This window comes from Myxococcus llanfairpwllgwyngyllgogerychwyrndrobwllllantysiliogogogochensis, assembly GCF_006636215.1.
Taxonomy (GTDB): domain Bacteria; phylum Myxococcota; class Myxococcia; order Myxococcales; family Myxococcaceae; genus Myxococcus; species Myxococcus llanfairpwllgwyngyllgogerychwyrndrobwllllantysiliogogogochensis.
In genome coordinates this window covers 24,035-35,192 of record NZ_VIFM01000106.1, presented here as the reverse complement: position 1 = coordinate 35,192, position 11,158 = coordinate 24,035, and the positions used below count along the sequence as shown (strand labels likewise).

Here is an 11,158-nt window from a genome sequence, read left to right as displayed (position 1 = left end):
GTGGACGGGGTGGGCCAGCGCTCTTACCGGCTCGGGGTGGAGCTTCCTGGCGGAGCCGAGTTTTCAATTCGGTTCAGAACGAAGGAGTCGAACCTTCAACCTCAAGATTAAGAGTCTTGTGCTCTCCCATTGAGCTAGTTCTGAGAGTCCCCGTGAGGGGCCACTCAAATGGCTTTCGAGGCGGCCGGCCTGACGCAACCAATGTGAGGAAGACACCGCGGACGATGGACCCGGGAACACCCTGACCGGCACGTGAGCGCAGAGCGCCCCGGTCCAGCCTTCAGGAGCCCAGGGACAGCCCCGTGACACCTCTAGAGATGCGTCGGGGGCGAGGGACGCCACCGTGGCACGGAGGCTGACAACGGATGATTCGCCGAAGCGCGGGACGTGGGTCACCGCGCCCGGGCGAAAGGGTTGATTCGTTGCGCAAGCGCGGGACGTTCGTCACCGCGCCTGGGAGGAAGGGCTACTCCACCGCGCCCGGCTGCGCCGACTTCAGCGGCAGCGGCACGGAGGCCGTCTGGGATTGTGCCTGGGGCGCGAGGGACGGCTCGGGCTCCGTGGACTCGGCGGGCTGCATCGGCTGGCAGCTCGGGGGCTCGCTCTTCGTGTCCGTCTCGCTTGCCGTGGCCTGCTTCGCGGCGCTCTTGGAGGGCAGCGAGCACATGGTGCTTGTCGGTGTCGCCACGATGGGCTTCGCCACGCGGGGATTGCTCGGCGTCGCGGAGTCTCCTCGCGCGCGGGAGTCACCTCGCGAGTTGGAGTCGCTGCGCGTGTCCGCCTTGCCCTCGCTCGTGGAGGTGGACGTGGCCGTCGCCACCGCGGACGGGGTCGGCCGCTTCGCCGCTTCTCCGAGCGCGTTCGCCAGTCGTCCGTTGCTCTCATGCATCTGGTCCCGTGCCCGGTCCAGGCTGGCCTGCGCGTGCTCGCGCTGCGCATCCATGCTGCCCTGGAGTCGCTCGCGCTCCTTCACCAGCGCCGCCTGGGCCTCGTCACGCTGCGCATCCAGCTTCGTCCGATACGACTCGCGCTCCTGCTCCTGGTTGGCGCGCAAGCTGTCGCGCTCTTTCGAGACATCACTCAGGCGCTGCTCCAACTCCCCCTTCTCCGCCGAGAGCATCTTCTCCGTGGTGACCATGCACGCCTCGAGCACCTTCTCGTCTGGCTCGCGCGTCGGCAGCGGCTCACCGCGATTCCAGGCCACCATCGCGCTGCTCTGCCAGCGGTAGTCCGCGTGCATCACGCACTCCTGCACCAATCGTGTCACCCGGTCCGCCGACCACTCCGGCTTCGGCCGCGCGCAGGGACCCACCTCTTCCTTGAAGCTGGAGGGAAAGGTGCGGACCTGCTTCACCCAGCAACCGTCCCGCTGCTCCACCTTCACCGACGCGCACCCGCTCACCGCCACCGCGAGCACCACCGCAGCCACACGCTTCATGACGCCCCCGCCTTCCATCCCGCCCGCCGGCCCGTGCTTCACCTCTTCGCCACTCGAAGGCACGGTAGGAACGATGGAAGGCCTCGCCCATTCGGCGGAGCCCTCTCGCGCAAGATGCCTGTTCTCGACTCAACGGACCCGGGCAGACAGGCGAGCATGCTCCGACCCACCCCGTGTGCTCCGCTCAACGCTCGCACCCTCCGAAGAGGGGGCGCGGCCGAGCATGCGCTCCACCGCCCACCACGCGCCTCGTGCTGCTCAGGGAATCAGGCTCCGCGTGTGCTCCAGCAGCTCCGGTCCGCCCGGCGCGCCGTGGCCCGGGATGACGACGCGGGCCTCGGGGAAGCGCTCACGCGTGCGCTCCAGGCTCGCGGGCCAGGCCGCGAGGTCCGCGTCCTCCACGTTGCCCAGGTCCTTCGCCGCTCCATCCTTCACGAAGCAGCCACCGAACAACACACCGCTGTCCCGATGCCACACGAGGAGGTTGTCGCGTGCATGCCCCGCACCGGGGAAGAACAACTCCACCGGCCCCAGCGTGCGCGCTCCCGAGAAGCTCTCCGTGGGCACGGGCCGTCCATGCTCCGTCGCGAGCTTCACCGTGTCCTCCAGCCCGTACACCGGAATGTTCCGCGCCACGAGCACCGGGATGCCCGCGGTCCGGTCGACGTGGAAGTGCGTGGACACCGCCGCGCGCACAGGCTTGCGCAGCGTCTCCTTCGCCCAGGTGAGCAGGTGCTCCGTCTGTGCCGGACTCCAGCCCGTGTCGACCAGCAGCGACTCCGCGCCGTCCTCGATGACCAATCCGTTCGCGGGGTAGCGGCCGAAGTCCGGGCCCGACAGCGTCGTGTGGACCCAGACACCCGGAGCGATGCGGCGCACGGAGATGTCCTCCGTGAGCGTGTACTCACTCGGGCCCGTGTCGGGTGTTGCCACCGTGGAGGCGGGGCGCCCGGGTGTCGAGGTACAGGCCGGAGCGAGCATCAGCACGGGCGTGAGGACGAGGGCGCAAAGGCGTTGTGAGGTCATGACGTGGGCTGCTGACCTCGTGCGGAAGAGGGGGCGATTCATGAGGGCTCGCCACCGAGGATGACCGTGCACTGGCCCGTGACGACCTGGGGGCGCTCATCCACCCACTGCCAGACGCGGCTGTAGCGAAGCCGCGCTTCGAACTCGGTGCCGTCGTGGGTTCCCTTCACAGAGGCGCTGACGATGACCACCGCGCCCGCCGAGAGGTAGCGGATGATGGGCGCCGACACGTCCAGCCGCGTCAGGCGCAGCGCGCGCGAGCGGTGCGCCGCCAGGTCCGCTTCCTTGTCGAACACCTGTCCGGTGTGATTGACGAAGACGAGGTCGTCGGAGATGAGCGCGTCGAGCGCGGCCACGTCACCCCGGAGCATCGCCTGCCGCAGCGACTCCTCGGCGGCGAGGAGGTCTTCTTCCGTCATCATCCGTGTCGCTCCCTTGTCTCGATGCCAGTCACGGTGGAGTCTGTAGCGTCGCGAGTCCGCCTTGGCCACCCACTCGGGGTGCGCCACTCCCATCGCGACGACGCTACCCCCGCTCCACGTCCCACCAACCGAACCACATCGTCCGCTCCTCGGTGAGCTGCACCCAACCCGGGGCATGCACGTAGTCGCGCGGTTGCAGCCCCGCTTCCACGACGGCGCGAGCCGTGTCCTCGAAGGAATACAGATGCAGCGTCACCGCCGGGCCCGCCGTCTGGACCTCATGCGTGGCGGTTTCATGTCCCTCGAAGCCGGGCCGTTGCTCCAGCACCGTGAACAACATCCGACCCCCGGGCGCCAACGTCGCGGCGAGATGGCTCAGCACGCGCGGCAGGTCGTCACAGAAGTCGAGGCAACCGATGGCCAGCACCACCTGGAAGCGCCCCCACTCCTCGGGGAAGGGGCGGTGATAGCTGTGCACGTGCCACGCGCCCTCGGGCCGGGCCTGTCGCGCCAGCTCCAGCATCTCCGGGGACAGGTCGACTCCCACCACGTCGATGGAGGCGTCCAGGCCCCGCGTATGGAGCCCCGGCCCGCACCCCACGTCCAGCACTCGACACCCCGGAGTCACCGCTTCCGCGAGGAAGCGCTCCACGCGGTCCTCATATCGGTGAAGCACGGGGAAGAGCGCCTCATAGGCCGAGGCAATCTCCCCATACACCTGCTTCACGTCCTCTTCCTGAGCATCCCGCGACATGGCGCCGCAGCCTATGCACGAGGAGGGCCCAGGTGGCGTGGAACACACGCGGACACTCCGTGCGGTGAGCGTCCTGGGATGAACGCTGGAGCCTCCGCCGTGGCGTCACTTGTTCCGGGGAGCACCACAGTCCGGGCAGAACTTCGCGCTCTCCGGCACCTCCAGGCCACACGTCCCGCAGCTCACCTTCCGGGCCGCGAGGGGCTTGCCGCACTCCATGCAGAACTTCCCGCCGTCCACCTTGGCGGAGCAGTGCGAACACGTCGCGAGCCGCGTCTCCTTCATGTCCAGCGTCGCGACGTGGTCCACCGTGCGCGCCTTCTCTCGCGCCTGCTCCACCGCCACGTGCGCCTGGATGGAGGCCGCCTCTTCCGCCAAATCGGGAGCGCACGCCTCGCACAGTCCGCGCCCCTCGTTCCAGCACGAGCGCGGGCACACCCACTTGCCGCACCGGGTGCAGTTCTTGAAGTGCTGCTTCCCCGCGTCCACGGCCTCCGCGTAGGCCTCATCCCAGCCCTGGCCTCGCAGCGCGTCCTTCAGGTGCGTGCCCGCGTGCGCCGCGCGTCCAATCGTCCCGCCGAAGAACGAGCCCGCGGCGCGCAAGAGGCCCGTGGCCACGCCCACCTTGCTCGCGATGAACGGCGACATGTGCCCGTTGCCGCACTTGTCGCAGAAGAACTCGAACTGGAACCCGTAGTCGTTCGAGCGGTCCGTGTAGTTCCGGGTGAACTGAATCATCGCCATGTCGTGCGTGCTCCCTGCCGCAACACGCCGTCACGCTATCACGGATGCAACAGGGCCTCGCCCGGATGACGAGGCCCTCGGACGCCCGGGTGGCTCAGTCCTCCACCTGCCGGAACACCGCCATCGCGCGGCCCACCAGTTCGAACTTCCCCCGAGGCGTGACTTTCTCCGCGCCCCGGGTGTCGTCCGCCGTGTAGAGCGCCAGCTCCCACCGCTGGCCCGTCACCACCGCGGGCACGGTGAAGGACACCGGCTCATGGTGCGCGTTGAGCAACACCAGCACCGCGTCGCCGATGATGCGCTGGCCGCGCTCGTCCGGCGTGGGGATGGCGTCGCCTCCCAGGAGGAACGCCAGCGAGCGCACGAAGGGCTTCTTCCAGTCCTCCGCGCCCATCTCCGTCCCATCCGGACGGAACCACGCCAGGTCCTTGTGCTCGGAGTCCCACAGGTGCGCGCCCTTGAAGTAGCGCCGCCGCTGCAACACCGGCTGCCGGTGTCGGAAGTGGATGAGCTTCCGGGTGAACTCCAGGAGCTTCTCCCGCCGGGCATCCAGCTTCCAGTCCACCCACGACAGTTCGTTGTCCTGGCAGTACGCGTTGTTATTGCCCCGCTGCGTGCGCCCCATCTCGTCGCCCGCGACAATCATCGGGACACCCGTGGACAGGAACAGCGAGGCCAGGAGGTTGCGCTTCTGCCTCTCGCGCAAGGCGACGACGCCTGCGTCCGCCGTCTCGCCCTCCACGCCGCAGTTCCACGACTGGTTGTCGTCCGCTCCGTCGCGGTTGTGCTCGCCGTTCGCCTCGTTGTGCTTGTGGCTGTACGTCACCAAATCGTGCAGCGTGAAGCCGTCGTGCGCCGTCACGAAGTTGATGCTCGCCTGCGGCTTGCGCCGTGCCTCCGCGTACAGGTCCGAGTTCCCTGTCAGCCGGTAGCCCACCTCGCCCGCGAGGTTCTCGTCCCCCTTCCAGTAGCGGCGCAGCGCGTCCCGGTACTTGCCATTCCACTCGCGCCACGGCGCGGGGAAGCCGCCCACCTGGTAGCCGCCGAGCCCCACGTCCCACGGCTCCGCGATGAGCTTCACCCGGCTGAGCACCGGGTCCTGCTGGAGAATCTGGAACAGCGCCGCCCTCGGGTCGAACCCGCCTTCGCCCGTGCGCCCGAGCACCGTGGCCAGGTCGAAGCGGAACCCGTCCACGTGCATCTCGTTCACCCAGTAGCGCAGGCTGTCGATGATGAGCCGCGCCGCGTTCGGGTTCGACGCGTTGACGCTGCTGCCGCACCCGGTGAAGTCCAGGTAGTAGCGCGCGTCCGGCATCAGCCAGTAGTAGCTCGCGTTGTCGATGCCCTTCAGCGACAGCGTGGGCCCCAGGTGGTTGCCTTCACAGGTGTGGTTGTAGACGACGTCGAGGATGACCTCGAGCCCCGCCGCGTGCAGCGCACGCACCATCGCCTTGAACTCGGCCACCGCGGCGCCCGGTGTCTTGCGGCTGGCGTAGTACTGCTCGGGCGCGAAGAAGCCGAGCGTGTTGTAGCCCCAGAAGTTGGACAGCTTCTTGTCGTTGAGGAACGAGTCGTCCGCGAACGCATGCACGGGCAACAGCTCCACCGACGTGACGCCCAGCTTCTGGAGGTGCTCGATGATGGGCGGCGAGGCGAGCCCCGCGTAGGTGCCGCGCAGGTGCTCGGGCACGTCGGGATGCCGCATGGTGAGGCCGCGCACGTGGGCCTCGTAGATGACCGTCTTGCGCCAGGGGATTTCCGGCCGGCGGTCATTCCCCCAGTCGAAGTAGTCGCTCACCACCACGCCCTTGGGCACCCCCGCCGCGCTGTCGCGCTCGTCGCGCGCCAGGTCTTGCTGGGGGTTGCCGAGCGGGTAGCCGAACACCGGCTGCTTCCAGTCCACGTCGCCGTGCAGGGCCTTGGCGTACGGGTCCACCAAGAGCTTGTGCGGATTGCAGCGGTGCCCCTTCGCTGGCTCGTAGGGGCCGTGGACCCGCAGGCCGTACAGCGTCCCGGGCTCCAGGCCCGGCACGTAGCCGTGGTGGACGAAGTCCGTCGCCTCCGGCAGCGGGAAACGTTCGATTTCCTTCGTTGGATTCGCGGGGTCGAAGAGACAGACCTCGATGCGCGTGGCCACCTGGGAGAAGACGGCGAAGTTCACTCCCGTGCCGTCGAAGGTGGCACCACGCGGCCAGGGTTTCCCCGGCCAGACCTCCCTGCTCATGCGGGCTCTCGATTCCTCTCAAGGAAATGGCCCGCTGAATGTGGGATGGCCCCCGCGTACCGGCAACCGTCAAGCAGCGACAGCGTGGTCCAGTGAGCGCCAGGTCCCCAGCGCCCAGTCCTCCTCTTCCGGGTCGTCGAAGCTCACCACGCACAGCGCCCGGTGCCTGCCCGAGCTGCACACCGCCGTCAGCCGGCACTCGCCCGGCTCCATGTGCAGCGAGGCGCGGCCGCTCACCCGCTCGCCCCGGTACTCCAGCTCCATGGCCCGGCGCTCCGCGGTGGTGGGCGCCAGGCTGTCCTCCGTCGCGTCCTCCAGGGGAACGAAGCGCACGCTGCGCCGATGGTCCCTGGCCACCCAGGTGCCGTCCTCCAGGTGCGCCTCCGCCAGCGAGCCCGGGATTCGAATCTCCCAGCCCGCCGGCAGCGCCACCTGCACCGCGCCCCGCCGGTAGCCGATGGACGGCCCCCTCGCCGCGTGGAACGCCGCGTGCCGGTGGACGAGCTCCGCGAGCGTTCCACCCACGCCCAGGTAGCCGAGCACCTCGCGCCACTCGCGCCACGGGTACGCCAGCTCCGGGTCCTCGCGCCACGCCAGCTCCAGCGCGCGCGCCACCTCGCGCAAGAGCCGGCGCTCTTCGTCCAACAGCGGCGGGCGCCACACGACCTCCGTCCACAGCCGGCACAGGGCCCGGCCCAGCCGCGCGTGCGCGCCCACGCCCTGCTTCCACCAGGGAAACACATCCATGCCCAGCCGAGGGTCCTCGTACACGCGCCGCATCCACCGCTCGTCCCGAGGGCCCAGCGGCGTCAGGAGCGCGCCGGGATACTCGAAGGTGTGGCCGAAGCGCATCGACATCGCGAAGCCCGACTCACCCCGGCTGCGCAGCCGCAGCACCTGTCCCACGGACTCCTGGAGCCACGCGAGCATGTGGACTTCCACCGGGCCCGCGTCGTCCGTGTGGAAGTAGCCCGTGGGGTCTCCCACGCCCATCGCCTCGTCGGCTTCCGCCCAGTGCAGGTCCAGCGATTGACCCATCGCCTTGAGCAAGTCACAGAGGAAGACGTGGTAGCCCGGGCCCACCGCCGTCGTCTCCGCGGAGATGACGACGCGCGCGCCGCTGGCCGCGAGGATGGAGACTTCGCCCGCCGCTGGATGCAATCGCAGTCGCAGCATCGGCGCGCCGTGGGGGCCGGTGCTCAGATGACTGCTCTCCAGCCATTCTTTCGCGTTCCCCTGAAACCATTGCTCCACCTGCCGCAACCAGGAGCGCGCGTTCTCGGATGACGGCGTGAAGGGCACATCCCCTCCACGCCGGCCGGCCAGCAGCAACTTCACACTCATCACGCCTCTCTCGGGTTGGGACGACGGTTCATCCGGGGACAGGGCATGTCTCCGCGTCTTGTCAGGAAAGCGCGCTTCGCCTTGAAGGTGCCACCGACCCCGGGTGCCTGCCGGCCCGTGCTCCACGTCGCGCGGAGTCACGAGCGAGAGGACTTTCGCTCGTCCGCCTGCCTGCCCTTGCCGCAATGACTTGCAGTGACGTGAGGCTTTCGTGACCCGGAGGCATCAGGCCACGGAAGTTGAAGAGAGGTTCAGTTCTGGGTGGCGGCGGCGGGTGCGTCCTTGCGCGCGTTGGCGGCGACCTTCTCCGCGATGCGAGCCCAGGAGGTGTGCTGGCGCACGGACTCGAGCGACGGCTCGGTGGTCAGCGACGTGGTGGCGGCGAAGCCCTGGTCGGCGGCGCGCTCCAGCCAGATGATGGCTTCGTCCTGGCTGCCGGCGCGCGCGGCGATGACACCGGCGTAGTAGAGCGCGTCGGGGTGGCGGAAGCCGTCGGCCCAGGCCTTGCGGTAGAGGAAGAGCGCGTCCTCGTAGCGGCCGTCCTCCAGCAACTTGTCGGCCTCGGCGCCCAGCCGGCGCGCCTCGCTGGCGTCGGGCGGCACGGGGCGGGGGACGGGCCCGGAGGGGTTGCTCGGGTCGTTGGTGTGGGTGGTGGCGCAGGCGGTGAGGTGAAGAACGGCGAGGACCGTGAGGAGACGGCGCATGGCGGAGGGCTCCGGTTTGAGAAGGTTTCGGGCGGGGACGCTGCCAATACCTGGCCAACCATTCAAGCAGGGGCTTGCTGCTCGGAGCAGGGACGGCGTCCACGTTGAGGGAAAGGAGGCCGTCATGAGCAAGAAAGACGTGCTGCACATTCCGCCCGATGCCCTTCCCACCATCCCCAAGCGCGAGGCGGGAACCGAGGACGAGTCCTCACCGCGCCGCGCACCTCCGACGTTGGACCCGGGCACGGGGCCCGGAGGCACCCCCGGGGCGGATGAGGATCCGCTCATCATCGAGCCGCAGATGAACCCCGGCCGCTATCCCGGGACGAGTGTGAGCTGAACGTCATGAGATGGAGTGCGCGAGGCCCGCGTCCGAAAGGGCGCGGGCCTTTTGCTGTCGGACGTGTCCGAGCCAGTGCCGCTCGCCAGAAATGGTGATGCCCGCGCCGGTCGGGGCGCGGGCATCGGGTGCGCTCGATTCAGCGCGGGGCTACTGCTTGCGGCCGGACTCCGGCTCGCGGGGCGCGCTGGTGTCGGGCGCGTACGGGTCCTCGCGGTCGCTGGAGTCAGGCGTCAGGTCGCCATCCCCGCGCGTGCCGGGGTCGACGGCGGTGTCATCCGCGGGGTCCAGCGTGCCCGAGCCACCCGTGCCCGGGTCCAGCGTCGGGTCCTGGCCCGTGGGCGGGCTCAGCGTCGGGTCCTGCCCGGAGGGCGGACTCGTGGACGGGTCATCCACGCCCGTGCCGCCCGTGCCCGGGTCCACGGAAGGGTCCGTGGCTGGCGGTGGACTCATCGTCGGGTCATCCATGCCCGTGCCGCCCGTGCCAGGGTCCGGCGTGGTGCCCGCGGGTGGCGTCGTCGTCTCGCTGCCCGTCGTGGTGCCCGTGTCCGTCGTCGGGGCCGTCGTGTCGTCGCGCTTCGCGCTCGAGTCGGACTTGCAGGCGGTACCAAACACGAGAGCGCCGGCGGCGAGCGAACCCAGGACGAGCTTCGTCTTCAGGAACTTCTTCATGGTGGTTCTCCCACTGGAAAGGTTGGGTTGGTGGTGTGGCTGGCTGCTGCTGGTCGAGAACGTGAGCAGCCAAATCGCGACCTGCAGCGGACGCCCCTCCGGCTGCCTGCTCCCCGGGCAAAGGCAGGAAGCAGCACGTGAGGACCTTGTCCGCGCGCGACTGTCTTTCAGCCGTCTTTGTTCGGGCCCACCAGCCGGGGTTGGTCATCCCCGCGAGTGCCCTGGGAACGGCGGCGCAGGGACTCGCGCCACCCCGGCGTCAGCAGAGGACACTCCGCCAGCGCGGCGGCATCCTCCCGCCGGTGCTCATGCATCGCCAGGTTGGCGAACGCGACGGTGAACGCGGGGAAGGGACGCTCCACCAGCTCCAGCGCGTCGCCCGCACGGACCTCGCCTTCTTCCAGCACGCGGTAGTACCAACCCGTGCGTCCCGTCCGCTGGAGCAGCAGCGCCAGCTCCTTGTGCCGCCAGCGCCGCGCGGGCTTCCAACAGGGCTGACGCGGCTGCGACACCTGCACGCGGGCGCCACCCACCCGCAGCACGTCGCCAATGCAGACGCTGTCCTCGGCGCCACCGGAGACGACCCAGTTCTCACCGAAGGCGCCAGGGCCCACGTCCTCACGGGCCAACTGTTCGCGCCAGAATGCGTGGTGCGAGGCGGGGTACGCGAGCACCGCCTTCTCCAATCCCCCATGCACCCGCAGGTCCGCCTGGCCATCTCCGGCCAGCCCCGTGCGCGACAGCCACACGGGCCCCAGCACGGGCTCCTTGTGGATGGCGCTGGTCCACGGCCGCTCCAGCGGGTCCACGGCACCCGGCGTGCCGAACTCGCGGGGCAGGCCCACGTGGAGCGAGAGGATGCGGGGGGGCTCGGTGTCCATCACTCGCGCGACAAAGCAGGCGCGCGAGGCGCTGTCCAGCGGTCCTGACTCGTGAAGGCCGCTCGTTCGACAAGAGGCGGGGGCCGCCCTGAAGGCCGCCCCCGCCTCGTCAACCTCGTGTCGCGTGTGGCGTCAGAAGGTTCCGCCGTCCATCACCGCGCCGCCCGCGGGCGGCTGGAACGTGTCGTCATCCGTGGTGCCCGGCACCACGCCCGAGCCACCCATGCCCGCGTCACCGTCGAGCGTGGGCGTGGTCCCCGGCGCGGACGTCGTCGTGTCCGGGGTCGTCGTGGTGGTGTCTCCCGGCGTCGTCGTGGTGGTGTCTCCCGGCGTCGTCGTGGTGCTGCTGCCGGGGTTCTGCTGTGGCGTGCTGGGCACCGTGCCCGGCGCCGTCTGCGTCGGGTCCATCATCGTCGGGTCCTGCGTTGTCGTGTCCGGAGTCGTCGTACTCCCGGAGCCGCCCGTCGCGGGCTGCCCCGAGGTATTCGGGTCCGTCTGGGCCACCATGACAGGTGCCTCCGTGGAACTGCACGCCGAGCCCAGTGCCAGGGTACCCGCCATGGCACCCGCCCACATCCACCGCCTCATGTGCTTCGCCATTGCCTCCTC

12 protein-coding genes and 1 tRNA gene are annotated in these 11,158 nt (G+C 69.6%); 1 reads left to right on the top strand and 12 read right to left on the bottom strand.

From position 1 onward, the window contains the following. Positions 1-72 precede the first annotated feature (72 nt). From FJV41_RS24820 to FJV41_RS24780, 9 genes are all read right to left on the bottom strand, one after another. Positions 73-144 (bottom strand) — tRNA-Lys (locus FJV41_RS24820). Positions 145-466: 322 nt separating this feature from the next. Then, on the bottom strand, positions 467-1,438 hold the full coding sequence (locus FJV41_RS24815; protein ID WP_141645023.1) for a hypothetical protein: 972 nt from the start codon (positions 1,436-1,438) through the stop codon (positions 467-469). 258 nt (positions 1,439-1,696) lie between these two features. Continuing rightward, a complete protein-coding gene (bla, locus tag FJV41_RS24810; protein ID WP_141645022.1) occupies positions 1,697-2,464 on the bottom strand; it encodes a subclass B1 metallo-beta-lactamase in 768 nt (255 codons plus the stop codon). 38 nt (positions 2,465-2,502) lie between these two features. Next, complete coding sequence (locus tag FJV41_RS24805) at positions 2,503-2,886, bottom strand: nuclear transport factor 2 family protein (RefSeq protein ID WP_141645021.1); 384 nt, start codon at positions 2,884-2,886, stop codon at positions 2,503-2,505. 103 nt (positions 2,887-2,989) lie between these two features. Then, positions 2,990-3,640, bottom strand: a complete 651-nt coding sequence (locus tag FJV41_RS24800) for a class I SAM-dependent methyltransferase (protein WP_141645020.1) — start codon at positions 3,638-3,640, stop codon at positions 2,990-2,992. Positions 3,641-3,745: 105 nt separating this feature from the next. Beyond that, the gene (locus FJV41_RS24795) at positions 3,746-4,384 is read right to left on the bottom strand and encodes a double zinc ribbon domain-containing protein (protein ID WP_141645019.1); all 639 of its coding nucleotides are present in this window, start codon (positions 4,382-4,384) and stop codon (positions 3,746-3,748) included. Between the two features lie 94 nt (positions 4,385-4,478). Further along, a complete protein-coding gene (glgX, locus tag FJV41_RS24790; protein WP_141645018.1) occupies positions 4,479-6,608 on the bottom strand; it encodes a glycogen debranching protein GlgX in 2,130 nt (709 codons plus the stop codon). Between the two features lie 69 nt (positions 6,609-6,677). Next, entirely contained in the window at positions 6,678-7,952 is a 1,275-nt protein-coding gene (locus FJV41_RS24785; RefSeq protein ID WP_141645017.1) for a hypothetical protein, read from the bottom strand. A gap of 251 nt (positions 7,953-8,203) precedes the next feature. Next, entirely contained in the window at positions 8,204-8,656 is a 453-nt protein-coding gene (locus FJV41_RS24780) for a hypothetical protein (RefSeq protein ID WP_141645016.1), read from the bottom strand. Between the two features lie 124 nt (positions 8,657-8,780). Between FJV41_RS24780 and FJV41_RS24775 the strand changes: the two genes are divergently transcribed. After that, positions 8,781-8,996, top strand: coding sequence for a hypothetical protein (locus tag FJV41_RS24775; protein ID WP_141645015.1), 216 nt, complete (start codon positions 8,781-8,783; stop codon positions 8,994-8,996). Between the two features lie 150 nt (positions 8,997-9,146). Here FJV41_RS24775 and FJV41_RS24770 read toward each other — a convergent pair whose 3' ends face one another. From FJV41_RS24770 to FJV41_RS24760, 3 genes are all read right to left on the bottom strand, one after another. Continuing rightward, on the bottom strand, positions 9,147-9,668 hold the full coding sequence (locus FJV41_RS24770) for a hypothetical protein (RefSeq protein ID WP_246137391.1): 522 nt from the start codon (positions 9,666-9,668) through the stop codon (positions 9,147-9,149). Positions 9,669-9,835: 167 nt separating this feature from the next. After that, positions 9,836-10,549, bottom strand: coding sequence for an MOSC domain-containing protein (locus FJV41_RS24765; protein ID WP_141645014.1), 714 nt, complete (start codon positions 10,547-10,549; stop codon positions 9,836-9,838). A 132-nt stretch (positions 10,550-10,681) separates the two neighbouring features. Then, positions 10,682-11,149, bottom strand: coding sequence for an Erp protein (locus FJV41_RS24760; protein ID WP_141645013.1), 468 nt, complete (start codon positions 11,147-11,149; stop codon positions 10,682-10,684). Positions 11,150-11,158 lie beyond the last annotated feature (9 nt).

Coding starts and splice junctions, on each gene's coding strand:
- FJV41_RS24805 (WP_141645021.1), bottom strand. CDS start 2,886: ATGATGACGGAAGAAGACCTCCTCGCCGCCGAGGAGTCGCTGCGGCAG.
- FJV41_RS24780 (WP_141645016.1), bottom strand. CDS start 8,656: ATGCGCCGTCTCCTCACGGTCCTCGCCGTTCTTCACCTCACCGCCTGC.
- FJV41_RS24760 (WP_141645013.1), bottom strand. CDS start 11,149: ATGGCGAAGCACATGAGGCGGTGGATGTGGGCGGGTGCCATGGCGGGT.
- FJV41_RS24800 (WP_141645020.1), bottom strand. CDS start 3,640: ATGTCGCGGGATGCTCAGGAAGAGGACGTGAAGCAGGTGTATGGGGAG.
- glgX (WP_141645018.1), bottom strand. CDS start 6,608: ATGAGCAGGGAGGTCTGGCCGGGGAAACCCTGGCCGCGTGGTGCCACC.
- FJV41_RS24785 (WP_141645017.1), bottom strand. CDS start 7,952: ATGAGTGTGAAGTTGCTGCTGGCCGGCCGGCGTGGAGGGGATGTGCCC.
- FJV41_RS24775 (WP_141645015.1), top strand. CDS start 8,781: ATGAGCAAGAAAGACGTGCTGCACATTCCGCCCGATGCCCTTCCCACC.
- FJV41_RS24795 (WP_141645019.1), bottom strand. CDS start 4,384: ATGGCGATGATTCAGTTCACCCGGAACTACACGGACCGCTCGAACGAC.
- FJV41_RS24770 (WP_246137391.1), bottom strand. CDS start 9,668: ATGAAGAAGTTCCTGAAGACGAAGCTCGTCCTGGGTTCGCTCGCCGCC.
- bla (WP_141645022.1), bottom strand. CDS start 2,464: ATGACCTCACAACGCCTTTGCGCCCTCGTCCTCACGCCCGTGCTGATG.
- FJV41_RS24765 (WP_141645014.1), bottom strand. CDS start 10,549: ATGGACACCGAGCCCCCCCGCATCCTCTCGCTCCACGTGGGCCTGCCC.
- FJV41_RS24815 (WP_141645023.1), bottom strand. CDS start 1,438: ATGAAGCGTGTGGCTGCGGTGGTGCTCGCGGTGGCGGTGAGCGGGTGC.